Here is a 23158-nt window from a genome sequence, read left to right on the forward strand (position 1 = left end):
GGAGATTAATTTAGATCAATCCCCAAAAGCATAAAGCCCCTACATGAGTTCAGATGATGCGCATGTCTACTTATTGATTCTTCTAATCTTTAATTAAAGGCTCATTATTGGGCAAAGATTTTCAATTCACTATATCAAGTATTTGAAATAGTTATAATTGGGATGATTTTCAACAAATACATAATTTTGCTTTTGATAAAATGGAGCTGCATCTTTTTCGCTATTTAAGCACAGTGCAGAAAAATGAGATTTTGCTTTTTTTTCGAGGTCTTGCAATAAACGCTTACCTATACCGCTTTTACGATATTCAGGTAACACATAGAAACGACGTACACGACCGATTTTATGCTGTGTTTCAGGCTTTTGATTGGTCTCACTATCTTCGCTCATTTGAATATTGAGACCGCCACAAGCAATCAGTTTATCGCCATTAAATGCAACCAGTAAAAATTCACCTTGACGATTAAATTTATTTTTTCCTTGTTGATACTCATCAATCAACCGTTGAATAAATTGAAAACCTTCTTTTTCAGCAACCGCGGCTAAATCTTGAATTTGTGCAGGCAATTGATCAACCTGTTGAATTAAAATATTCACTCAATCTCCAATGTGTTTTAAAACGATAGACCATTGACTCAACTTGTATCTATTCTCGATATATAACCTGATGATATAGCGAACTCAAGATAGAGCTTGTGTTTGAATCTTAGGAACTATTCAACTACTGTGCAATAGCAGAACTTATAAAAATTCATGAATGTACTACTTGAGTCATAAATGAATTTTTTTCAACAATCTACTGTAAAGTTGAGCATTGGTGTAAACTTTAGTTTTTTAACATTGATGTGATGAAGAACATGGCAACAGTTGATCTTTTTGCAATTGGTAATGCATTAATTGACCAAGAATTTAGAGTTTCAGATCAGTTTTTGACTGAACAAAATTTGCAAAAAGGTACCATGCAATTGGCTGATGGTGATACTCAAGCCCAACTCTACAACAATTTAAATGCCAGCCAAGTTTATAAAGGACAAGCTTCAGGCGGTTCTGCTGCCAATACCACAGTTGCATTTAGTGCGCTGGGGTCTTCTGCATTTTATGCTTGCCGTGTAGGCAATGATGAATTAGGACGCATTTATCTTGACGGCTTGAATGATGCTGGAATCATAACTTCACAAAAATCGATCAGCGAAGGTGTGACGGGAACATGTATGGTACTTGTCAGTGATGATTCAGAACGCACCATGCAGACCTATTTAGGCATCACTGCAGAACTTTCAGCACAACAAATGGATTTTGAACCTTTAAAAACAGCACAATGGCTCTATATTGAAGGTTATTTATCCACCAGTGATACTGCTCGCTTAGCGGTCAAACAAGCACGTCAAATTGCACGCGAACACAATGTTAAAATCGCCCTTACCCTTTCCGACCCAGCGATGGTGCAATATGCTCGTCAAGGTTTAAACGAATTACTCGACGATGGCGTAGATCTGATTTTCTGTAATGAACAAGAAGCGATGCTGTATACAGAAACGGATACTGTCGAAGCTGCTTTGGCAAAGTTAAAAACCTTGAGCCGAGACGTCGTGATTACGTTAAGTGCAAAAGGCGCTTTAGTCTCCAATCAAGATCAACATTTTTATGTCCCTGGTCGTAAAGTCAATGCTGTTGATGCGAATGGTGCTGGCGATGCCTTTTCAGGCGCATTCCTATATGCGTTAAATTGTGGTGAAAATTTACAAACAGCTGCGCAACTTGCTATTCTTGTTTCTAGTGAGGTAGTGGCTAAATTTGGACCTCGTTTAGAAATTGCAGAATATGCGACTCTGCTCGAAACATTCAAAAAGGAATGTGCATAAATGGCTGAAAAAATTGCAATGACCGATGAAATTGAAGAGCGCAAAGCACGTGCCTTCGACACAATGACAGGTGATACAATTTTTATCACTCAACGGGATGGGGCTTTTTATGCCTATCAAAATGTGTGTCCACATCTTCAAACTGAGCTTGAGTTTCTTGAAAATCAATTTTTAGATCAAGATGGCGAATATATCCAGTGTTCAACACATGGCGCTTTGTTTGAAGTCGAAACTGGTGAATGTATTTCTGGACCATGCCTTGGTGATAAATTGGAAAAAGTGAATATTTCAGTTCATTCAGATGGTGGAATCTACATTGTAGATTAATAACCAAGGACAACTGCCATGCTGGAATTCTTATTTGAACATGAATTAATGCCCTTTCATTTGAGTGTTTTGGCGTTAATTTTACTTAGCATGGCAGAAACTTTTGGATATTATCTTGGTATCCGACCTAGTACGTTTCTTAAAAAAGTGTCTCCTGATTGGTTGATTGAATCCCCTCTTTTACAAGTAAAATTTTCAAAAGTTCTTATCTTCGTTTTTTTATTGCTTAACTTTAGTTTTGCAGGCTATTTTTTACAATTATCAATATTTGCCAGCAAACAAGAATTTGCTGCTTGGTATTATGTAATTTTACCTGCTTTGGTCATCGCAATTTTTTTTACTGTATTTATGATCCACTGTCTTGATCAAGTGATTAAACCCAAAATCACCACGAATCAAGTGGACTTACTCGGACGCCTTGCAACAGTATCAAGTGGCAATGCACGACCTGGATTTTCCGCACAAGCGCGTGTCCGTGATGAAAATGGTCAACTCCACTATGTCCAAGTCGAACCTGAGTTTGGTGAATTAGAGTTTCAATCACAAATCATCTTAATACGTTTCAGAAAATCACATTATATAGCCAAAAAAATTTCAACATCGAATCAGCTATTTAGTTCAGATCAATATTAGTTCAGCATCTATTTTTGTGATTAGGGTCTGTTGATTGATCATTCGCACCTTGTATGCGTAAAAAGCCTATCATTTTGCCCATTTTGAAATTTTGCTTTGAATACGCTTAAGATATGAATCGACTTGAGCTTGGCTTAACTTTTCAGCTTTGTAGATAGATAACATGTACAACTGTGAGTTTGGTGCACAGGTACCCAATAATGCAATTTTCAATATCCGTTTTACTGGCTGCCACATAATCAGACGGTCAACCCACCATGGAGACCCCAGTGAAGTTATCGCCAGTGTATATCTTAAATGATTCAATTTAGGCTGAATCGCACCCAAATCAGATGAGTGATTATAAGCAATACCTGGTGCCCAAACTCGATCAAACCAACCTTTAAGTATTGCAGGAAAACCAAACCACCATGTTGGAAAGACCAGTATTAAAGCTTCTACAGAAAGTAAATCAACTATCTTCTGTTTAACAGCTGTTTGATCAAATGCAGGACCGTAATAAGTCAAACGTTCTTCATAGGTCAATGCAGGAGCAAAATCTGCTGCATATAGATCTTCAACCACTACTTCATGACCATTGGCAATTAAACTAGCAATTGCTGTCTTTGCCATGCGATGGCATAAACTATCATTGATTGGATGCGCAATGACAACTAAGCATTTCATAAAACCCCCTCATTTATCCCCAAAATGATGATTAATTAGTTAATATGAATAAAATTTAACCAACCTAGCATACATCAAAAACAAAAAGCAGAACTTATATTTCATAATCAAATAAATGCGACCTCACATTTAAATCATCAGTTTTAAATTTTTTAATCAGGGCTAATAAAGCCTTATAACAATCAACAATTATTTTGCTGATTCTCTAAACTCTATTTCAATAAAAATAAAACACCGGAATTAAACCAACCATTTCGATCAGAATTATTTTTAATCAAGAATAATTCAAACCATTTTGGTTGGTTTAATAAAATCTAAACAATACTATTTTGGTTGGTTTTATTTTTATTAATTCTAAGCATTTTGATCAACTTTAAAATCATTATTTCTTAGTATATTTTTTAACACATTAAAATACCAAGTATTTGTTTTAATTAATTTTAATAATATATTTTTATTTTAAGTGTTTTATCTATTTATTTCTTGTTGCGTTTTGTTTAATAATATAAGCATATTTAAATAATAGGCTTAACGCATGAGCTTAAAACCTAATGATTTAAACCGTCGGTTAGTCAGAGAAATTGCAATCATATTAATAATTAAGATTGCACTTTTAATGACGATCAAACATATCTGGTTTGATGCACCGACTATTCCTAAAGATTTTGATAACCAAGTTGCTGAGCGTATTGCTGGCAGTCCTTCCCAAATCAAGGAGACACGTTGATGATTTCTGAAAGCGTGGTCGATCTTTCGCGGTTCCAATTTGCAATGACCGCGATGTATCACTTTATATTTGTACCTCTTACTCTCGGTCTAGCTTTTATTCTTGCCATTATGGAAACCACTTATGTGATTTCTGGTAAAGAAATTTACAAAGACATGACCAAATTCTGGGGCAAACTTTTCGGTATTAACTTTGCTCTAGGTGTAACCACTGGTCTGACTATGGAATTCCAGTTCGGTACAAACTGGGCGTACTACTCTCACTATGTCGGGGATATTTTTGGTGCGCCACTTGCCATTGAAGGATTGATGGCGTTCTTTTTAGAATCAACTTTTATTGGTTTATTCTTCTTTGGCTGGGATCGCCTTTCAAAAGTTCAACATTTAAGTGTGACATGGCTAGTTGCACTCGGTTCGAATTTATCTGCACTGTGGATTTTAGTTGCCAATGGTTGGATGCAAAATCCTGTAGGTTCAGAATTTAATTTTGAAACTATGCGTATGGAACTTGTAGATTTTGGCGCTTTGATTTTTAACCCTGTTGCTCAAGTAAAATTTGTTCATACTGTTTCAGCAGGTTATGTCACTGGGGCAATCTTTGTTTTAGCCATTTCGAGCTATTACTTATTGAAAAAACGTGATTTACCTTTTGCGCGTCGCTCTTTCGCCATCGCTGCAATTTTTGGATTAGCATCAACACTTTCTGTAATTTTACTGGGTGACGAATCAGGTTATGAACTGGGTGATGTTCAAAAAACTAAACTGGCGGCAATTGAGTCTGAATGGGAAACCCACCCAGCTCCTGCACCATTTACTTTGTTTGGTATTCCAAACCAAGAAGAGCAGCGCACTGACTATGCGATAAAAATTCCATACGCAATGGGTATTATCGCAACACGCTCATTGGATAAAGAAGTAACGGGTCTTAAAGACTTGATGGTTCAACATGAAGCACGTATCCGTAACGGTATGGTGGCTTATAGTGAACTTGAAAAACTTCGTGCTGGTGACCGTTCGCCAGAACTTATGGCTTCTTTCAAAGAAAATCAAAAAGATTTAGGTTATGGCTTACTTCTTAAAAAATATACTGAAAATGTAACTGATGCATCTGAAGCACATATTCAGGCAGCAACGAAAGATACGATTCCTAACGTAACAGCATTGTTCTTTTCTTTCCGTGCAATGGTTGCTTCAGGTTTCTTAATGCTACTTCTATTTATCCTTGCAACTTTTGCAGTAGCAAAACGCAATGCTGAAAATAAACCATGGCTACTTAAATTTGCACTGTTTGCTTTACCGCTTCCTTGGATTGCAGCACAAACTGGCTGGTATGTCGCTGAAGGTGGTCGTCAACCTTGGACCATTGGTGAAGTACTACCTACACACCTATCTGCATCAAGTTTAAGCACTGGTGATGTATGGGGTTCAATCATTGCATTAGCTGCGTTCTATACTGTGCTGTTGATTATTGAAATGTATCTAATGATCAAGTTCTCACGTTTAGGACCAAGTTCTTTACATACAGGTAAATATCACTTTGAAAAACTTGAAGCTCGACAAGCTCAAGCTGGGGAGGCTCAATCATGATCGAATATGAACTTCTCAAAATTATCTGGTGGGTTTTGGTTGGTGTCTTACTGATCGGCTTTGCCCTCACTGATGGTTTCGATATGGGCTCAATGGCATTGATGCCATTTGTAGGTAAAACAGATGACGAGCGTCGTGCAGCAATTAACACGATTGCTCCACACTGGGAAGGCAACCAAGTTTGGTTTGTCACTGCTGGTGGTGCCCTCTTTGCAGCTTGGCCAATGGTTTATGCTACAGCATTTTCTGGTATGTATTGGGCACTGTTACTGGTCTTATTTGCATTATTCCTCAGACCCGTTGGTTTCGACTATCGTTCTAAACTTGAAAATACCAAATGGCGTAATTCATGGGATTGGGGTTTATGCATAGGGGGTGCTGTACCTGCACTGGTGTTCGGTGTTGCCTTTGGTAATATGTTCTTGGGTGTACCATTTACCTTAGATGAAACTGTACGATCAACCTATACAGGTAGTTTCTTTGCGCTACTCAATCCATTTGCTTTAGTTTGCGGTATTGTCAGTTTATCGATGCTTTGTGCACATGGTGGCGCTTGGTTAATGCTTCGTACAGATGGCGTATTACGTCAACGCTCTGCAAAAGCAACTCAACTCATGGGTACAATCTTTTTGGTCTGTTTCTTAGCTGTTGGTGCTTGGCTCTACTTTGGTGGAATCGAGGGTTATACCTTAGTCAAACCATTTGATACAAATGCTGTGGCAAACCCATTAGCAAAAGAAGTTTTGACTACAGGCAACCATGGTTGGATGAATAACTATTCAACTTACCCGATCACAATACTTGCCCCAGTTTCAGCAATCTTGGGAGGCATCCTGATCATCTTCGGTGCAGGAAAAAATAAAGCAGGTATGAGCTTTACTGGTTCGACTCTGGCTGTAACAGGTTCAATTTTAACTGCTGGTTTTGCACTGTTCCCATTCTTAATGCCTTCCAGTATCAATCCTACTGTAAGCTTGACCATGTGGGATGCTGTATCCAGTAAAAATACCCTAACAGTAATGACCGTTGTAGCTTCAATTTTTGTTCCAGTGATTTTAGCCTATACCACATGGTGCTATTACAAAATGTGGGGCGTCATTACCAACAAACATGTTCAAGAGAACTCACACAGCCTGTACTAAGGCTGTGTCTAAGCAAATAGGAGAATATTATGTGGTATTTCGCTTGGATTTTAGGGATCTTGATGGCATGCTTTGCAGGTGTCTTGAGTGCCCTTTATATCGAACATCATCAAGATTTGGATGAGGAATAAACCATGGCAGAGATCGCAATGACAACAAAAGAAAGGAAGCCGAACAAGTTTGCAATGGCCATTTCGTTTTTGATGGCATTGCCACTTGCAGCAGTATTACTCATCCACCCTGGTGCAATGCTTGATGCCAATGGACACTACAACCATAGTGCCCTAATGATGGTCATGATTGGCATTTCAGGTGGGTTTATACATGGTGTAGGATTTCTGCCACAGTTTTGGTTATGGAAATGGTTGTTTAGCCCTTATGTGGCATGGCCACTTATGTTATGGGGCTATTACACTTGGTTCTTGACCTAATCTAAAAAACAATAAAACCCTGATTTATTCAGGGTTTTATTGTTTCATATCAACTCAAATCCTATCCGCTATGCTCTTTTTCATTTCAACCAAGTGTAAACCCACAATGGGGATACCTACATTTGCACTTAAAGGATAATCATCAATGTGCCCTGTTGATTGATAACCACGGCGCTCATAATATGCAATCAGCTCATGACGAACACTGAGCACCCACATTACAAAATGCGTTAAATCAGGATGAATAGACAGCATTTGATCACGCACATAATGTTCTGCAAAATCAAGTACCTTCTTACCAACCCCATGATTTTGCATTTTCGGTGCTATACAAAATGTACCAATTTCGACTTGGATTGGATTAAATGTTAAACCTATACAGCCCACGATCTCTTCAGCGTGCTCAACAACAAATAATTTGAAATGATCATCTGCCAACATTTGTGCCAATTGTTCGGCATTAATTCGAGCGCCAGTGACTATTTCTACTTCACTGGTCCAACTATTTTCCTGTTGTTGCCGATAGGCTGAATTGATCAAATTAATCAATTTCTGAATATCTAAAATTTGTGCAGTTCTAAATTTAAGTGAGTGTTTCATTGAATTTTAGGTCTATCATTTTATTGTGAGCAAATGACTTTATAAAACCTAATGACTATTTTGGAAAGCGGTTTTGAAGAGTAATCTTCAATCGTAGATTTGAATAGAAATATTAAGATCGGATATCTTCTTTAAACAAGAAAATAATTCCTTTAATCAATCAACTCTTAAAAAAAGACCATCGAGATGGTCTTTAATATTATCTAAAAAATTTCTGCTGTCATAAGCGTCTGCGAAGTGTCAATTGACGCTATTGATCAGCCAACCAAGTCATAAACTTTTGACGTTCTGCTTTGCTTGCTTTTTGCCAAATTTGAATCAATTGTTGATCAGCAGCATTGCTATTGGTTACAGCTGGTACACTTTTTGGCGAAGCATTTGAAACAACTGCGTGAGATGGCGCGGTATATACTGGCGCAGGTTGATTCACAGGCGCTTTATTACTTGAGGTTAAATCAATCACACGCCCAAATACGCCAGAACCAAACCAAGGTTTTGCTTCAGTATTGGCACCTGTTTGTTGAACCACGAGTCGATTATTATTGTCTAAAATTGCAATCGTTGGCTGTTCTGCATATTTTTTTGCATCATCAAAGTTATTTGGAGCACCCACCAGAGCCAACTTGTAATTTTGCCCATCTTTTAAATCAGGTGCTGTAATCGTGACCACACCTGATTTTAAAATATCGTGTTCACCATTTAAATGCTCAAAATATTGCTGATAACGTACACTCACAGCAGTCTGACCGGGATCAACTTGATACTCGTTCTTTTTACGAATCAAACCTGAATTGACTTCTTGATCATTCACAGCCAATACAACAATTTCTTCTGGCGCAGATAGCGTAACTGCTGCAAAAACTGACCCACTCAACATTAAACCCAATGCAGCAATTCCGTATTTAAATGCCATGTTGCTCTACTCTTATGTCAAAAATATGTAAAATTTATTGCACTATGCAATGTGGTGATGACAGTTTTATGACAACAACTGGCGTTTTATCATGAAGCTTAAATCTTTGGTTTTTTATTTTTATTTATAGGATTCATTTTTTAGTCACCATATTGATCAAAAGCATCTGATTTGACAGAGATTTATCCAAAGTCTATGTCAATATAAAATCGATTTTTGCTTAAAATATTGAATCTTTATTTGACTTGTAAAATGGTAATTTTATCCTTATGCAATTTATCACAACACTTTAAATGATCATACCGACCATATTTTTTAAAAGTGACAGTTTTCATTACAGTGATTTAAAAATCAGAACAATTTATCGCAAAAATACAACAGCTCTATCGGGTATGCGACATAACAATTGATTTTTGGCATCTACAGCATATATCTGATCTTGTATTCATCTGAAATAATACCGCTCATCCCTTTGTCCTAAAAACACATGTCAAAGCTATATTGACTCTACTATAAGTAAACAGGAGCTTCGTGTACAAATATTCGAACAAAGAAGTTCATCATTCTAACAAAAACAACAGGGATATATTCACTATGGAACAGAAACCTACTCCTCGATATAAAGCGATATTAACGGCTTGTATCATCGGCATAGCTTCAATTTCAGCAACATCAATCACAACTCAAGTGGTGGCAGCAAACAGTAATGTAACTTCGATTACACCAGCCCAGCTTTCAAGTGTTGCCTATAGCATGAATGCCAATATGGCACAGCGTAATTTGACAACATCTGAAAGAACTCTGTATCAGCAATTGTATAATATCGCCAATAGCCAAAATTCATTATACAACCCATCTATTTTTTCAATCGTTCAGCAGTACGAAAATGTTCGCAGCAAAATCCGTCAACAATTTGCAGTCGTACAACAGTTGGCTGAGAATACCTACGGCACCCGTGCCCAACAGAAAGTTTTACTGGCAACCAATGCATTTATCTTGATGTATTACGATGCACTCAGTCGGAACAATCCCAAATTTTATTGGCCAAATCTAGGAGTCTTCGTCGCTAATGATGTACGTTCTACATATGCATTGAGCTATTCTTTATCCAATGCCTTAGATCCTTTGAATGTCAAAAACGGACAAAATGTTGTCATTGCTGGAATGCCAATCCCAACATTGCAATCGACCATCACCAAAGCCAATAATGAGTTAATTCAAGGACAAGCCAATGTGATGGCAGATATCGGTGGGCTAAGTGTCATGCATCAGCATTATGATTCAACAATTTTGGCACAACAGCTCAGTGGCTACGGTGCAAACCTGTCTCAAGCATTTAAATTACAGAAACTTGCAGATGAGGAAGCATTGCGATCTGGAATTTACTCATCACAGTTTAAAAAGCTCGCAACCAATGCTGCTATCAGTTTTGGCATACATGAACAGGAAAAAATTTTACAACCGATGTGGGACAAGCCTTTGATGCGAGACTTTGCCAACATCAACAATTTTATGCTGTCATTAAGCCTAGAGAATTTGGGCTTAAGGGGGGATATTTTTGTTGGGGTAAATAAATTTAAACTGATTTTTACACCTTATCTCATTATTCGCGCACCCTTTACTGCCACAAATCTCGCCAATTTACAGCATCGAATCGCTATTGCTCGTAATGGCTTCAACGTCTTAAACGAATGGAAACAAAATATCTTTTTTGCACCGTGGATTCCGATTTATCAAGCACAGATTGGTCGAGGTGAAGGATTGTACCAGCCAATAGGCGCGAGATAACAATTAGCTCACTGTGCATAACATTACATTTTTTTCAAAGCGACTACATTTTGAGCACAATTCTTGCTTGTTTAAATGGGTGTATATCGCACAATAAAAAATACTCAACAGAAAAGAGGTGCAACATGATTTTTAAAGACCATATTGTCCGTGTTGAAAATATCAAGACGATGCAAATGCTAAATGATGCAAAAATAGACCATCAAGTGATTGCATTGTTTATGACCTGTGAAGGTATTCCTTTATCCACAGAAGACGTCAGCTGTATTTTAAGACAGTATGATTGCCTAAGACAGCACAAAGTTTCAGCCCAAAAGGCGAAAGCTTTGTTGCAGGCTAAAATGGAGCATTTTGAGGACTCAAAATTACCTTGCCCTGCTGCTTATTAGTTTATATCAGTATGAGCGTCGCACTTTAACCCAACTTTTAGTGGCAAATAGAATTCAGCTTGTATTTGCCACTTTCATAAAAAACCGTTTAATACTGACAACCTCAATACTGTTATTTTTGCAAAGTGATGATGAATATTTGGTTTTCAATATGATAATGCAACCCTGATTGCTGCATTTTTTCTTCTAATAATTCAGAATGGTCAATACATTTCAAAGCGACTCGTTGACCAATATAACGATTTTCGATTGAATTAATTTGAATCTGTCGAACTGTCCTCAGTGGAAAAATACCATAACGACATTCAATGTAATTTGGTGTTGGAAAAATTAAAAAATGATCCCATACTGATACTTCTAATGTATCAATCAGTTGAATGCGATAATTAAGATTTAATCTTTCAATCTCATTGAAAAGCAATACGATTGCATCCATCATCATCAGATATGAATATTTTATAAAACATTCATTTTAAGCAATCAGCTTTCCTCAATATAGATGTGTATAATGAAAAATCCTCAATAATTTTGTATTTAGCCCTATATGCTTCAAATTCTACAGAAACAGCTTGATGAAAGTACATTTTGCCCACTGTGTCAGGCAAGTATGTATTATGTCGAGGCTGAGGAGTTTGAAAAAGACGTTCACTTCCATCAGTGCAGTCATTGTCATCATCAAGTGTTCCCCAATAATCAAGGCAACTGTCATTGTGAAACGTGTCAAAATAAACGACGTAAATTGATTAAAGAAACGCGCCTGCAAGAAACAAGAAAACTCAAAAGAAAAGATGATTTTGAATTGGGCTTAGATCAACTCAGCTTTTTACATAAGTTATTTTTATTGAGTATTTTAGACAATCAAGTACATGAAAATAGCCAACATCAAGAGTTTATTGATTGGGAAATCATTAAATATCATTCAATTACACCCAACTATTATTTTCAAAGTCAACTTCTCAATCAGTTGATTAAAGAAAACGTTCTTGTGCCAAAAGATTTTAGTGATGATGCACATCAATACTATATCAATGTCCGCTTAGATGGTTATTCCGAACCCAGCCTCTTTAGCATTACCACACAGCTTCGCCATTGGTTTTATGAAAATTTAAGTCAAGGTATACCATTCAGACATTCAGAAGAAGTCAAGAACACACTCTACGTGTTGTTATATCAAGAAATCGTGCAATTTACTCAACATTATTGTCGTACTTGGGGAATTCAAATTTCGGGCAATAAGAACTTCCAAACATTTTGTTATCGACTACTTGATGTTTTGGCTGTAGGGCAAATTTTCTATTTGATTCAGACCGCTTTGGAATATTTATATCAGAAAAAAGCCTTGCAAATCCGAAATGAAAATTTTATTAACACCAATATTTTAAAAAAAACCGTTCAGCAATATCGTGAACGTGCTGTCGCAGAAAAATGGGAAACATCGACGCTACCTCGCCCACCCAACATCCCTTTAAGTCGCATGAGTGAAATTCTGTTTTATCATTTTTTAGGTTACGATGAAGGAATTTTCTTCCAACCAGTCTGGAAGTCTTGGAAAAAGATTGAACCGCGCTTAAACTTTTATTCACAAAAACGCTGTATGTACTGTGGTTCAAATGAACTCACTGTTGAATATGATGCACAAAATTACGTGACACTGCTCTGTCGAAACTGCAAGCATCAAGATCACTACTTTACGCAGTAAGGACTTTATATGAATCATCCTGAAAATATTACCCATTCTCAAACGGATCAACTTCATATCCAGACTGATGTTATCTTACAGAAAGTTGTGGATGCTTGGACAGAATTACAAACCCAACAACCGTTGGTACACTGCATTACCAACAGCGTTGCAGCCAATTACGCAGCCAATATTTTATTGGCGGCTGGTGCATCACCTGCAATGATTGATAATCCCTTTGAAGCAGAAAGTTTTGCCTCTATTGCAGCGGCATTGAGTATTAATCTTGGAACACCAACATCTGAACAAATGCAAGCCATGCAAATTTCAGCACAGACTGTTGCAAATAAAAATACGCCTTGGGTACTTGATCCTGTGGGTTATGGTCCATTTCTAAAATGGCGTAGTGAAATGGTCGATCAATTGGTTTTACTTCATCCGACTATTATTCGTGGCAATGCATCTGAGATCAGTGCGCTCGCAGGCAACCAAGTTGAATCCAAGGGTGTTGATAGTGCAGTGTCAAGTAATGAGGTTTATTTACAAGCTCAAGCGCTGTTAAATCATTGTGAATGTGTTGCAATTTCTGGTGAATCCGATTTCGTCCTTTCAAAAGAACTTCATCATGTGATTCAAATTAATGGGGGAAGTTTTTTACAGCCTAAAGTTACGGCGACAGGTTGTGCTTTAGGTGCTTTAATTGCGGCATATAGCGCTGTGACCACTCCAGCAATTGCCACTATTTCTGCACATATTCACTTTGCCATTGCTGGAAAATTGGCTTTTGAAAAAGCCTCGGCTGTAGGAAGTTTTAATGTGGCGTTCCTCGATGAAATTTACCAAATGAGTGCCAATAAAATTTGGGAATACAGTGATATTCAAGTATTAGGTCTCTAAATTAATCTGAAATTGATTAGAGGATAATACTGAACAGCATTTAGAAGATTTAATTGCATATTTGTCTAGGTTTGATCAGCAACCATTTATTTTGTTTGGAAAAAACTGCAACTTAAAACTTTCATGACTTTATCCTACTGAAATTGCAGAGCTTGCCACAATTTTGCAAGCAGACTTTACCAAAGAGCATGGACTATATCATTTCTATGGCTATTTATCAGATGATCGTTTTCTTTATTTTAGGTGCTGGTTAATTCTTACAGGAAAAGAATTTTTTGAGGGCACATTGCATGAGATTGAAAACTTCGTCAGTTGTACTGTTTGAATAAATTGCTCAATTAAAGCGTGAATAAAAAATGGGGCTTATCGTTAAGCCCCATGATTGATCATTTTTTTACAAATACTTTCTTATAAATTTCTCTCGGCATTTCAGCAAATTCCACACAGAGCTGAATTTCCAGACCTTGAGCTGAATAATCTTGAAACGACTGTAAAAATTGTGACAGATTTTCCGTCATTAAATTTTTTTGTTCTTCACTGCGTCCGCTTAAACCTTGTAAACGAACAAAGATGAATGCTTGTTGATTGTCTCCAAAACCGATCAGATAATCTGAAACTGATTGAATACGCGACTTAATATCATGTGCATCGCTGACTAAGCCCGTATCAAACAAAGCATGATTTAAACCCAACATCAATTTCTTTTGATCTAAATTCTGAATATTGTCTGAATAATCAATAAACATTTGTGGCATCGTATTAACCATATGAAAATATTATAGATTAGTATTCAGTATAGCATCCCTACTCTAGAAACTGTAAAATTAACGCAAATTTATAACTTTAGTTGTATATACTTCATTAAAAAATAAGCAAAAATTTAGATATAGTACTATTATCAAAGCATTGGTTATCAAATTTTTGCTTAGAATTCTCCACTCCCAAAATCTTGTTGAATGTAACTTTCTGATCGTTGCATCATATTCATTAATTTTTATATCACTACCACGACGTATACACGACCTCATAACCAAGGCAGGTATACTGAACGAAAAAATAAATTTAGCGCCATAATAACTTCGGAATAAAATGACATTTCTCATCTAACCAACATAGTTTTTCTTGAGTTTCCAATCGATCATGAAGTCCCATTAAATGTAAAACATAACGGTCTAAATCACTGGCATCGACAGGTCTTTGGCTACTTATTCCCTTTTTCGGCATTTGATCATACCAAATCAGGATTGGTACACGATAACCTGCTTCTGTATCCGAACTATGACCTGCATAATTGAGCTCATGACCCACTTGATTTCCATGATCAGATAAAAAAGTAAATGATCTAAAATCAGCCCTTTTGGACAAAAGCAAATCAAACAGTTTAGAAACAATCCAATCTTGATAAAGGATACTATTATCGTATTCATTACGTTTTAACTGAATAAAATGATTGATTTTATTTTGCTCTAGCGTCCTTTCAACTTCATCATTTGTCGCATCATTAAATTTAGAAAACTGTTCAGGATAACGTAACTTATAATTTGGGTGTGAACCAATCAGATGTAGAATAATGAGCTTACGAGGCGTTGGATCATCTAACGCAGCTTTATAAGCTGGAAGAATATTTTCATCCAATGAACGACTGCTCCGACCGGACTGTTTATTGATAAAAACCACTTCGTCGGCATAGTTTGCAAATAATGATGAGATATAAACATCATCTTGATTACTGATCCAATACACCTTGAATCCTGCAGCTTTTGCATAGCCCATAATATTTTCTGGTGCTTGGTCATCCATCGCATTGCGTGTGCCATCATTAAATAAATAACGTAGCGATTGAATGGTAGAAGATGCAGGCGAATAACCTCGACAAAATACTTTGAACTGCCCACTACGTTTGCTTAACTCAGGTGTTGTATTTCGAGGATAACCACATAAGCCAAAATTAAAACTGGTAATACTGTCTGTTAAAACCACTGTATGGGTTTGCTGTTCAGCAAACGGTTTACGTCTATCCAATCTTTTTTTTGCATTGAACGTCCAAGTTTGATGTATATGATGGTGTTGTGAAACACGTGACTGAAAATCTTTAATTTTGCCATAATATCCATGCCAATAAGGTAGCGGATGTAAAGCAAAAGAAGGTTTTAGCACATAACTGACCACACACAGTAATATCAAAAAACCGAGGATTGAGCGCACTACTACACGCATTGGATAAATATGGTAATGTGGCTGATCAAAATATTTAAATAAGACTAAAAGATACAATCCCAATGTGGTTAAAAAACACAACAGCAAAAGCCCAAACAGTCCTGCATGTTGTTGCATGAACTCTAAACTTTCATTGAATGTGGTATTTGCAATCGACTCAACTATTAAATAGCCTTCTGCATCACTGTTAAATAACCACCAGCTCAGTGAAAGTAAGGTTGTGTGCAAGAAAAAAATAAACCACCAAAGTATCGCGGATATTTTCCAAAACAACTTTGACTTGCTACTCGCTTGGAAGCATAACCAAACACCAGGCATTGCTAAAAATGCCAAACGTAAACTATCCGCCCAGCTTCCAGCAAAGCCCAATGTGAAAAAAACAATCAAGACAGGCAACAGCAAATAAAATGCAAAAAACCATCGTTGTATATCTATCGGCAGTTGATTAAATCGGCGCATTGCACTTAAACGCTTCAAACTTTGAAAAAATAATGTTGAACGAGAGCAGCAACACCAATCGTTAAGAATACCAGTGCACCAATTTTATGAATCAATGAAATTGGAAGTTTTTCTGCAAGTTTGTTGCCAATAAATACTGCTGGAGCATTCACCAACATAATTCCCAAAGTAGTCCCTACTGTCACCCAGCCGATACTGTCAAAACGAGCAGCTAAAGCAACTGTTGCAATTTGGGTTTTATCCCCAATTTCTGCCAAAAAGAACAGCAGAAATGTTGCACCAAATACACCATATTTTTGCCATTTATTGATACTTTCGAATTCATCCCCCAACTCATCAGGAATAAGCATCCATATCGCCATCCCAATAAATCCTAATGAAACAATCCATAACAGTACAGTTGGACTCAATACCGTGGTGATCCACTGACCCAATATGGCTGAAACACCATGATTGACAAGTGTGGCTAAAAAAATCGCCAATAGAATGGGAATGGGTTTTCGAAATCGTGCAGACAGAAGCAGAGCTAAAAGTTGAGTTTTGTCACCCATTTCAGATAAGGCAACAACAGCAAGAGAGATAAGGAAAGCAGACATCATAATACTTTTCTCTGGCTAGCAATAATTCCCAATGATTTATAACTCTAGCTAGCCAAAGCAGAGTAACAAATCAAAGGTCTTGCCAACAAAAAGAAATTATGATTAAAAAGATCTTTTGGTTCTTTGCTATGATGACCATGCCCATTTGAGCAATTATGTTGACCATCACCTTTTTCCCCGAAGTAAAAAGCGGCTACTCCCCAATGAAGTTTAGCTATCGTGAAGAATACTTGAGCAATTTTCAAACATAATTTTGCGATATCAAAGTTTCCCATTTGATCTAGCATTGCGAGCCTGCAATAGTAGGTTTTTACTCGATCTGTGCAACTTATAGCATCTAAGATGCAACGATTGAGTTGATGATCAATTCTAAATTTTCATCATCATCAAATTGTTCAAAAGAAACACTTCAATCTATTCATGTTCGCGCATGATAAAATGAGCACAACTGAAAGCTGAGATTATCATCCTTCATATGCTTATATTCTGGGAATATTGCAATATACGAATTGAGTAATTTTTCTCAACCTTATTCATACTTCCATCATTAGAAGGATTTTTATTCGACAAATAGTAGGGCTAAACGCACTTGGTCATATCCCATTTTAGGGCTGGTCAACTCTACGATTGGGCGTAATTTTATCGCACCATCATCATTAAAATGACTTGGATCTTGCCGTTTCATTAATTTTTTATAAATGGTCCGTATTTTCTCGACCACCTCTTCACCCGGATTAGCAACAGAAATATCAAGCCCTTGTTCCTTATGCAGTCTCGCCAAATGATTGATGATTGTTGCTGGGGTTAAACCTCGCTCAATGGCAATATCTTGAATTTCGTAGCCACTTTCAAACAACTCACGCGTTTCGTCCAATGTGGCTGAAGCATAGTTGGCTTTACCGTTATTACGCGCCAATTTTTTTTCATTGCGTTCTATTTCAGTGGCATTCAATGTCCCACCACAATGGCGAATAAAAGCATTATGTTGGGGGGTTAAGTCAACCTCCGCATAGTGCTGTTCAGCTTCACTGGAAAGCTCTTGAAAACGACGATCTGCTTTGATTGCCAAACTATCAAGTTCTAATGCTTGATCGTTGAAGCCAAGCAATCTAAGCCCCTCAATTGATTTTAACCGTGACAAAGCAACATAACCTTGCCCTTTTTCAAAAGTATGACTCAAATTAATTTCAGCAGCTTCTAAGGTCATGCCTTGTGATTTATGAATAGTAATTGCCCACGCCAAACGCAATGGAACTTGTTGTAAACTGGCAATCGTTTTACCGCCTTCATTGTCCACTGACCAAGTTTCAGGAGCGACCAATAAAGTTGTTCCATCGGTCATTTTCACCTTGGGCAACATCCCCATTTCATCATCTTCTTCAAAACCAATCACTTCACCTAAACTGCCGTTGATATATCCCATGTCAAAATTATTTTTAACAAACATGACTTTGGCATGTTTTTTTAATGTCAGTTCTTCAGGCGCACGAACTGAAGATTTTAATGTTTCTATCAGCTTTTCGTTCCCATCTGTCACTGCAACGAATTGATGATCATCACCCTCGATTGCATTTAAATGCTGAAAATTGATGCTATCCACATCCATGTTGTGCGTATATAAACGGGTGAACGTTTCACCTATATCTTGATGACGCGTATTTTGTAAGGCTTGAATATGTTGTGGCTGAATATTCTGTGCACGAATTGCATTGAGAATATCATTGAGTGCAGAATCATCTTGACGATGCTGTTCAGTCAAATAACAGACCCGAAATTTTGCCTCAACCCATGCATTAGACATAAAACAAAATTTATCACGATTCAGCTCATTATTTTTTCCTACAGGCGGAAGCTGAAAAAAGTCGCCGGCAGCAATCACTTGAATTCCACCAAAAGCATCATCAGATTCTTTAAAATATTTCAAAACTTGATTGACCAAATTTAACTGTTTGGCATGTAACATTGAAATTTCATCAATAATCAATACTTGAGCATTTTCCAGATGCTCTTTGAGATATTTACGCTCTTTCATCCGCTTCAAATCATCGTCTGAAAGCGTATCTTTAATACCTATACCAGCCCATGTATGAATGGTCATTCCATTCATATGCGTCGCCGCAATCCCTGTAGAGGCTGTAATTGCGACAGGTACTTTACGGACTTTTAAATAATTGATGTATTGATTCAACGTATAGGTTTTTCCTGCACCAGCAGAGCCAGTCAAAAAGACATTTTCACCCGCTTTCATGAGTTTGAGTGCAGTTTCTTGTTTCATAACAGCCTTGAATTACCTTAACAGGATGGGACGGCTATAGCCTAACGATTTTTAATTAAAAAGTTAAGCCCAAAATAGCTTAGAAAAAAGAATAGACCCTGTTGATGATGTTTATAAGTTACCGAGTTCTTCATTCGGTTGAATACTACTTTTCCATTTTAAATGTTGATTCACATTTTCGATAAATGCCAGTGCCTTGCTTATATAAGATTGATCTGGAATATGATTATTAGGCAAGCGAAGTTGATCAAAGCTCAACTGCCCTAATTTATAGTAACAACCTAAAGTCATGACTTGATTGGGTTCAGCTATATTTGACATATGGAATGCTGCATATTCACGCTCCACTATTCTTGTGCTGTAGGAGACAGCTAAACAATGTTTGAAAACGACTGACTCTTGAGTAATTCGTTGTAGACTGTTGAGTTCCTCATAACACCAATCTTCAAAATAAATCTTTTGCATCGGCGCAATGCGATCCCACGAATCCACAGTAATTTTTTCTTTGAGTTTCGACATTGTCGTAACAAGATCATTGTGCAAATGCCATCGCTTCGCTTGTTGATAAAGACCAGACCAAGTCACATTACGTTCGATTTCATGATGCGTATTAAATAAATGCATCACATAGTCCAGAACAAAACTGTCATAAATACTATAATGCGGCATTCGATCGGTATTGATATGTTTAAACTTCTTACGAAAATCATCTACCTGAATATTATGTTCGCGCATTTGAATAAAAAAATCAGGATGTTGCTGTAACTGAGGATCGATGAATCTGATTAATGGCGCAGGTAATTGATTGGCAATATGCTGAACAAACAACATAAATGCCTGAACAACACGACTGATTTTGACAAATATTTTCTTATAAGATTGGGCTTGATCACCAAGGATCAATGTAGCGAAATCCAACCATTCTTCGATATATAAATAAGAATTTGAAATCAACTTGTGCTGTGATTTATGTTCACTGACCGATTCTATAAAGCGGTAGCGGCTATTTTTGGGATGATTTTGCCATTCATTTGTAATGGCAAATGAATGACATTCTATTAAGAATAACCGTGCAGCACTATTTTCAAAATATTTTAATACAGCCAATATTACTTCAGGAGAGATTTTTGAAGTATCAATGAGGCTTAATACCGTGATTGTCACTCTAACGTTTACATCTGTAATATGCCGACTAATCCAATCATTAACCTGTTCATTTTGTTTATATAGCCAATTCACAGTACGTTTTAAAGCAAATATCGGCAATTTTACAAGTTGATCCAACTCCCAATATTCATCCTCTGACTGCAAAAAATGTTGTTTATTCAATAAGTCCTGATACTGCCAAAAACCACGTTTCATATGCTTGGCATATGCCAGCATTTGTGGAAACTCTTGTGCATGTTTCGACAATAATTGATAACTTGTAAAATATTGCTCAATCTCGCACAAACGTAATGACTCGGGGTGAAAAACTTTAAAAATCCGAAAAAAATGTTTGGGTAGAAACTGGTCTAATGCAAAAATAGCCTGATAGAATTTTGGAATAAATTGCTGGATAGATAAGAACGTTTGCCCCAAGACAGAATTAATCAGCAATAAATGCTTAATATTAATTTCCACACTTAACGGAATAGCTTTACCATATTGAGCAAAATCAGAAATGTAAGCATGATCAAAATAGTTATAATGGATTAAAATTCGATCAATCTGCTCAGCATCTGCTTGATTGATATTATACAAATACTGCTCTACTCTGTTTTCACCATCAATCCAATCAAAGATCTGCTCAATCAATGTTTGACGAAGAATTTGTGCTTTGGTTTTTAAATCAGTGGGATGAATTTCATCATAAGATTTGGTATAAAAAAATACCTCTTGCGACACATATTGAATCAGTCGCTTAGGATAATGCGGTGACTCAGATAAATGTGCCAGCTTATCCTGATCAAACTCAAAAGACAGCCCTGCTGTCTCATCAAATTTAATCTGCAATAATTGGTTGGCTATACCGAGTTTGTGCTGTGCATGATCAAATTGGAAAAAGTTATCTGCATTCACCGCTTTTAAATAGTGAAGCTGATCAAGATAAATACGCTCTAAGCTTGCTGAAACTTGAATTAATTCTTGTGCAGCAAGTTGGTGTCTGTTTGGCAGCTGATCTTGAACTGTCTGCACCATAATCTGCTTAATCCATCTCTTTAAAATTCTATCGAGTTGAATATTCTATGCGAACCATTTAACAAAACAAATCGTATTAGATTATCTTTTGCAAAAGTTTGTTAAGTCTCTGTGGAGAATTTCACAAACGATTTACATTGTGGGTTTAAACGAAAAGGGTTCTGCTATTTTGAACAGCAGAACCCTTTCAAGCAACAGTGGCAATTCTGACAGAATTTCAAATTAAATGTTTACAGTTTCATTAAGAATGTACTGGTTTGATTCCCATACGATCCTCGATCAAATCGTAACACCATTGGAAAATAAAGGTATAGATTAAAATACATGTGGTCATCCCTAAGTCCAATAGGACCGCCTGCCACAATGTCATATCCATTGCATAAGCAACCATTGGAATAGTCGCCAACATCAAGCCACCCTCGAAACCAATGGCATGTAGGATACGCACGCCAATAGTACGTTTAAGCTTTCTTTTATGCTCAAATTTCTCGAAGAAATGGTTAAAAATCATATTCCAAACTACAGATGTCACAGCCATAGCCACACCCAATACACCTGTAACTTCCATTGGAACTTCAAAAATAAAACTTAATGCAATCGCTATGATCACCAATAGGATGATTTCATAGCTCAATGCATGAATAATCCTTCTTTTGGAAATCATCATTTAAAACTACTCTTTTTGTTTCGACTGTTGCATTATATTTTTATAATATTGATCAATCGAGTCAGATTCTTTCAATTTTATTGAAAGATTAACTTTATTCTGTTTGCGATATTTCTTTCATTTTCACATGATCTCATTTACTAATGGCGGTCCAATATGAATATCAATCAAGAACAGTTGATGATTTTTAAAACAGTCATGGAAACGGGTTCTTTTTCTGCTGCCTCAAGACAGCTTGGAAAAGTTCCATCTGCGGTCAGCATGTCGATCGCCAACTTAGAAATTGATTTAAATCTTAAACTTTTTAAACGGGTCGGACGCGAACCTATACCAACATCACAGGCACAGCTTCTATATGAAAAAACCGAACAACTTCTAATTGAAATGAATCAATGGAAACAACAAGCAATTGCCCTCAGCGAAGGTTTGGAATCCTCACTGAATATTGTGGTGGTTTCAGAGTTGGTACATACCGATTGGACCGAATATATTGCATTGCTTGCTCAACAGTTTCCAAGTTTACAAATCAACATTTTTTCTGCGCCACAAGAAGATGCACTTAAAATGCTTATGAATCAAACAGCGCAATTGGCGTTGATGTTTGAACGTGAAATGTTAGAAAGCCGCGAACAATTTGTTGAGTTAAAAAAAGAAGCTTTAGTGCCTGTATCTGCAATCAATCACCCTCTATCTGCCCACTCAAAAGTAAGTTTTGAACAAATATTGCAATCCAGACAAATTGTAGTCGCCAGCCGAGATCGCACGATTAAACCCGAGTTACTCTATTCTAAAAATTACTGGCGCACAGACAATCATCACTCAGCTTGTTCGCTGATCTTAAAGGAATTAGGTTGGGGAGTACTTCCCTTAGAAATGTTTAATGAAAACCCAGAGCTCAAACATAAGTTAAAAATACTTGATTTGCTCGATTTCACACCAAAATTTGAATATTTTGTTGATTTGGTTTGGAGTCGTGAGAGTAATTTAGGTTCAGCTGCTCGTTTTTTGATTAATCACATTCGAAATCAAAGAATTCATACAAAATAATATGTCTTTCAGTACATTTTCCTATTTTGCTGAAATGGCATTGTGTTATAACTAAATCACAAATATTTTAACTA

General features: G+C 36.8%; 25 protein-coding genes and 1 riboswitch. Of the genes, 14 read left to right on the plus strand and 11 right to left on the minus strand.

Annotated elements, in window-relative coordinates; translation table 11 throughout:
* Positions 1-129: 129 nt before the first annotated feature.
* Positions 130-597: a GNAT family N-acetyltransferase gene (locus tag ACINWC743_RS06085; RefSeq protein WP_005031989.1), complete on the minus strand. Its 468-nt coding sequence runs from the start codon at positions 595-597 to the stop codon at positions 130-132.
* Positions 598-857: 260 nt separating this feature from the next.
* On the opposite strand from ACINWC743_RS06085, the gene ACINWC743_RS06090 reads away from it, so the two are divergent.
* The 3 genes from ACINWC743_RS06090 to ACINWC743_RS06100 are packed head-to-tail and all read left to right on the plus strand — an operon-like array spanning position 858 to position 2822.
* Complete coding sequence (locus ACINWC743_RS06090; protein ID WP_005031990.1) at positions 858-1862, plus strand: adenosine kinase; 1005 nt, start codon at positions 858-860, stop codon at positions 1860-1862.
* Positions 1863-1880: 18 nt separating this feature from the next.
* Positions 1881-2189 carry a Rieske (2Fe-2S) protein gene (locus ACINWC743_RS06095; RefSeq protein WP_010591332.1) on the plus strand — a complete coding sequence of 103 codons (309 nt, stop codon included), beginning with the start codon at positions 1881-1883 and terminating at the stop codon, positions 2187-2189.
* Between the two features lie 18 nt (positions 2190-2207).
* A complete protein-coding gene (locus ACINWC743_RS06100) occupies positions 2208-2822 on the plus strand; it encodes an OB-fold-containig protein (protein WP_004830441.1) in 615 nt (204 codons plus the stop codon).
* A gap of 69 nt (positions 2823-2891) precedes the next feature.
* On the opposite strand, the gene ACINWC743_RS06105 is transcribed toward ACINWC743_RS06100, so the two are convergent.
* Complete coding sequence (locus ACINWC743_RS06105; protein WP_009584786.1) at positions 2892-3488, minus strand: NAD(P)H-dependent oxidoreductase; 597 nt, start codon at positions 3486-3488, stop codon at positions 2892-2894.
* Positions 3489-4023: 535 nt separating this feature from the next.
* Here ACINWC743_RS06105 and cydP point away from each other — a divergent pair.
* Genes cydP through ACINWC743_RS06130 form a run of 5 tightly spaced genes read left to right on the plus strand, consistent with a single transcriptional unit; the run spans position 4024 to position 7374 of the window.
* A complete protein-coding gene (gene cydP, locus ACINWC743_RS06110; protein WP_004830439.1) occupies positions 4024-4215 on the plus strand; it encodes a cytochrome oxidase putative small subunit CydP in 192 nt (63 codons plus the stop codon).
* Positions 4215-5801, plus strand: coding sequence for a cytochrome ubiquinol oxidase subunit I (locus ACINWC743_RS06115; protein ID WP_009584793.1), 1587 nt, complete (start codon positions 4215-4217; stop codon positions 5799-5801). Before cydP ends, ACINWC743_RS06115 begins: the two co-directional genes overlap by 1 nt.
* Entirely contained in the window at positions 5798-6943 is a 1146-nt protein-coding gene (gene cydB / locus ACINWC743_RS06120) for a cytochrome d ubiquinol oxidase subunit II (protein WP_004830436.1), read from the plus strand. Before ACINWC743_RS06115 ends, cydB begins: the two co-directional genes overlap by 4 nt.
* Positions 6944-6972: 29 nt before the next feature.
* The gene (gene cydX, locus ACINWC743_RS23780) at positions 6973-7074 is read left to right on the plus strand and encodes a cytochrome bd-I oxidase subunit CydX (protein WP_002120988.1); all 102 of its coding nucleotides are present in this window, start codon (positions 6973-6975) and stop codon (positions 7072-7074) included.
* Positions 7075-7077: 3 nt separating this feature from the next.
* A complete protein-coding gene (locus tag ACINWC743_RS06130; RefSeq protein WP_004830434.1) occupies positions 7078-7374 on the plus strand; it encodes a cyd operon YbgE family protein in 297 nt (98 codons plus the stop codon).
* A 54-nt stretch (positions 7375-7428) separates the two neighbouring features.
* Here ACINWC743_RS06130 and ACINWC743_RS06135 read toward each other — a convergent pair whose 3' ends face one another.
* Both ACINWC743_RS06135 and ACINWC743_RS06140 read right to left on the minus strand, forming a co-directional pair.
* On the minus strand, positions 7429-7974 hold the full coding sequence (locus ACINWC743_RS06135; RefSeq protein ID WP_009584787.1) for a GNAT family N-acetyltransferase: 546 nt from the start codon (positions 7972-7974) through the stop codon (positions 7429-7431).
* Positions 7975-8224: 250 nt separating this feature from the next.
* A complete protein-coding gene (locus tag ACINWC743_RS06140) occupies positions 8225-8887 on the minus strand; it encodes a DUF2057 domain-containing protein (RefSeq protein ID WP_009584805.1) in 663 nt (220 codons plus the stop codon).
* Positions 8888-9481: 594 nt separating this feature from the next.
* On the opposite strand from ACINWC743_RS06140, the gene ACINWC743_RS06145 reads away from it, so the two are divergent.
* Together ACINWC743_RS06145 and ACINWC743_RS06150 are read left to right on the plus strand one after the other, a co-directional pair.
* On the plus strand, positions 9482-10675 hold the full coding sequence (locus tag ACINWC743_RS06145) for a hypothetical protein (protein ID WP_009584794.1): 1194 nt from the start codon (positions 9482-9484) through the stop codon (positions 10673-10675).
* 125 nt (positions 10676-10800) lie between these two features.
* Positions 10801-11064 (plus strand): hypothetical protein, encoded by a 264-nt coding sequence (locus ACINWC743_RS06150; protein ID WP_009584784.1) that lies wholly within the window; start codon positions 10801-10803, stop codon positions 11062-11064.
* A 112-nt stretch (positions 11065-11176) separates the two neighbouring features.
* On the opposite strand, the gene ACINWC743_RS06155 is transcribed toward ACINWC743_RS06150, so the two are convergent.
* Positions 11177-11500 carry a DUF6678 family protein gene (locus ACINWC743_RS06155; RefSeq protein WP_009584792.1) on the minus strand — a complete coding sequence of 108 codons (324 nt, stop codon included), beginning with the start codon at positions 11498-11500 and terminating at the stop codon, positions 11177-11179.
* 108 nt (positions 11501-11608) lie between these two features.
* Between ACINWC743_RS06155 and ACINWC743_RS06160 the strand changes: the two genes are divergently transcribed.
* From ACINWC743_RS06160 to ACINWC743_RS25255, 3 genes are all read left to right on the plus strand, one after another.
* Entirely contained in the window at positions 11609-12763 is a 1155-nt protein-coding gene (locus ACINWC743_RS06160) for a hypothetical protein (RefSeq protein WP_009584773.1), read from the plus strand.
* A 9-nt stretch (positions 12764-12772) separates the two neighbouring features.
* Positions 12773-13639: a hydroxyethylthiazole kinase gene (gene thiM, locus ACINWC743_RS06165; RefSeq protein WP_009584791.1), complete on the plus strand. Its 867-nt coding sequence runs from the start codon at positions 12773-12775 to the stop codon at positions 13637-13639.
* Positions 13640-13802: 163 nt separating this feature from the next.
* Positions 13803-13964, plus strand: coding sequence for a DUF4240 domain-containing protein (locus ACINWC743_RS25255; RefSeq protein WP_009584788.1), 162 nt, complete (start codon positions 13803-13805; stop codon positions 13962-13964).
* Between the two features lie 61 nt (positions 13965-14025).
* Here the strand turns inward: ACINWC743_RS25255 and ACINWC743_RS06170 are convergent, their stop codons facing one another.
* The 6 genes from ACINWC743_RS06170 to aceI form a co-directional block, all read right to left on the minus strand.
* The gene (locus tag ACINWC743_RS06170; protein ID WP_005032003.1) at positions 14026-14394 is read right to left on the minus strand and encodes a 5-carboxymethyl-2-hydroxymuconate Delta-isomerase; all 369 of its coding nucleotides are present in this window, start codon (positions 14392-14394) and stop codon (positions 14026-14028) included.
* 307 nt (positions 14395-14701) lie between these two features.
* Positions 14702-16315, minus strand: a complete 1614-nt coding sequence (locus tag ACINWC743_RS06175) for a phosphoethanolamine transferase (RefSeq protein ID WP_009584781.1) — start codon at positions 16313-16315, stop codon at positions 14702-14704.
* Between the two features lie 14 nt (positions 16316-16329).
* A complete protein-coding gene (locus tag ACINWC743_RS06180) occupies positions 16330-16911 on the minus strand; it encodes a TMEM165/GDT1 family protein (protein WP_171064873.1) in 582 nt (193 codons plus the stop codon).
* Between the two features lie 72 nt (positions 16912-16983).
* Positions 16984-17128, minus strand: a riboswitch (yybP-ykoY riboswitch).
* A 345-nt stretch (positions 17129-17473) separates the two neighbouring features.
* A complete protein-coding gene (locus ACINWC743_RS06190) occupies positions 17474-19189 on the minus strand; it encodes an AAA family ATPase (RefSeq protein ID WP_004830420.1) in 1716 nt (571 codons plus the stop codon).
* Between the two features lie 111 nt (positions 19190-19300).
* The gene (locus tag ACINWC743_RS06195; protein ID WP_009584782.1) at positions 19301-21370 is read right to left on the minus strand and encodes a hypothetical protein; all 2070 of its coding nucleotides are present in this window, start codon (positions 21368-21370) and stop codon (positions 19301-19303) included.
* Positions 21371-21611: 241 nt separating this feature from the next.
* Positions 21612-22037: a chlorhexidine efflux PACE transporter AceI gene (gene aceI / locus ACINWC743_RS06200; protein ID WP_004830418.1), complete on the minus strand. Its 426-nt coding sequence runs from the start codon at positions 22035-22037 to the stop codon at positions 21612-21614.
* A gap of 156 nt (positions 22038-22193) precedes the next feature.
* On the opposite strand from aceI, the gene ACINWC743_RS06205 reads away from it, so the two are divergent.
* Positions 22194-23084, plus strand: coding sequence for a LysR family transcriptional regulator (locus ACINWC743_RS06205; RefSeq protein WP_004830417.1), 891 nt, complete (start codon positions 22194-22196; stop codon positions 23082-23084).
* The last annotated feature ends 74 nt before the right edge of the window (positions 23085-23158 follow it).

Source organism: Acinetobacter sp. WC-743, from assembly GCF_000335555.1.
In the GTDB taxonomy this organism is placed as follows: domain Bacteria; phylum Pseudomonadota; class Gammaproteobacteria; order Pseudomonadales; family Moraxellaceae; genus Acinetobacter; species Acinetobacter bereziniae.

Excerpts from the sequence above, each read along its gene's own strand:
- ACINWC743_RS06090 (WP_005031990.1), top strand. The coding sequence starts at position 858 with ATGGCAACAGTTGATCTTTTTGCAATTGGTAATGCATTAATTGACCAA.
- ACINWC743_RS06095 (WP_010591332.1), top strand. The coding sequence starts at position 1,881 with ATGACCGATGAAATTGAAGAGCGCAAAGCACGTGCCTTCGACACAATG.
- ACINWC743_RS06100 (WP_004830441.1), top strand. The coding sequence starts at position 2,208 with ATGCTGGAATTCTTATTTGAACATGAATTAATGCCCTTTCATTTGAGT.
- ACINWC743_RS06105 (WP_009584786.1), bottom strand. The coding sequence starts at position 3,488 with ATGAAATGCTTAGTTGTCATTGCGCATCCAATCAATGATAGTTTATGC.
- cydP (WP_004830439.1), top strand. The coding sequence starts at position 4,024 with ATGAGCTTAAAACCTAATGATTTAAACCGTCGGTTAGTCAGAGAAATT.
- ACINWC743_RS06115 (WP_009584793.1), top strand. The coding sequence starts at position 4,215 with ATGATTTCTGAAAGCGTGGTCGATCTTTCGCGGTTCCAATTTGCAATG.
- cydB (WP_004830436.1), top strand. The coding sequence starts at position 5,798 with ATGATCGAATATGAACTTCTCAAAATTATCTGGTGGGTTTTGGTTGGT.
- cydX (WP_002120988.1), top strand. The coding sequence starts at position 6,973 with ATGTGGTATTTCGCTTGGATTTTAGGGATCTTGATGGCATGCTTTGCA.
- ACINWC743_RS06130 (WP_004830434.1), top strand. The coding sequence starts at position 7,078 with ATGGCAGAGATCGCAATGACAACAAAAGAAAGGAAGCCGAACAAGTTT.
- ACINWC743_RS06135 (WP_009584787.1), bottom strand. The coding sequence starts at position 7,974 with ATGAAACACTCACTTAAATTTAGAACTGCACAAATTTTAGATATTCAG.
- ACINWC743_RS06140 (WP_009584805.1), bottom strand. The coding sequence starts at position 8,887 with ATGGCATTTAAATACGGAATTGCTGCATTGGGTTTAATGTTGAGTGGG.
- ACINWC743_RS06145 (WP_009584794.1), top strand. The coding sequence starts at position 9,482 with ATGGAACAGAAACCTACTCCTCGATATAAAGCGATATTAACGGCTTGT.
- ACINWC743_RS06150 (WP_009584784.1), top strand. The coding sequence starts at position 10,801 with ATGATTTTTAAAGACCATATTGTCCGTGTTGAAAATATCAAGACGATG.
- ACINWC743_RS06155 (WP_009584792.1), bottom strand. The coding sequence starts at position 11,500 with ATGGATGCAATCGTATTGCTTTTCAATGAGATTGAAAGATTAAATCTT.
- ACINWC743_RS06160 (WP_009584773.1), top strand. The coding sequence starts at position 11,609 with ATGCTTCAAATTCTACAGAAACAGCTTGATGAAAGTACATTTTGCCCA.
- thiM (WP_009584791.1), top strand. The coding sequence starts at position 12,773 with ATGAATCATCCTGAAAATATTACCCATTCTCAAACGGATCAACTTCAT.
- ACINWC743_RS06170 (WP_005032003.1), bottom strand. The coding sequence starts at position 14,394 with ATGCCACAAATGTTTATTGATTATTCAGACAATATTCAGAATTTAGAT.
- ACINWC743_RS06175 (WP_009584781.1), bottom strand. The coding sequence starts at position 16,315 with ATGCGCCGATTTAATCAACTGCCGATAGATATACAACGATGGTTTTTT.
- ACINWC743_RS06180 (WP_171064873.1), bottom strand. The coding sequence starts at position 16,911 with ATGTCTGCTTTCCTTATCTCTCTTGCTGTTGTTGCCTTATCTGAAATG.
- ACINWC743_RS06190 (WP_004830420.1), bottom strand. The coding sequence starts at position 19,189 with ATGAAACAAGAAACTGCACTCAAACTCATGAAAGCGGGTGAAAATGTC.
- ACINWC743_RS06195 (WP_009584782.1), bottom strand. The coding sequence starts at position 21,370 with ATGGTGCAGACAGTTCAAGATCAGCTGCCAAACAGACACCAACTTGCT.
- aceI (WP_004830418.1), bottom strand. The coding sequence starts at position 22,037 with ATGATGATTTCCAAAAGAAGGATTATTCATGCATTGAGCTATGAAATC.
- ACINWC743_RS06205 (WP_004830417.1), top strand. The coding sequence starts at position 22,194 with ATGAATATCAATCAAGAACAGTTGATGATTTTTAAAACAGTCATGGAA.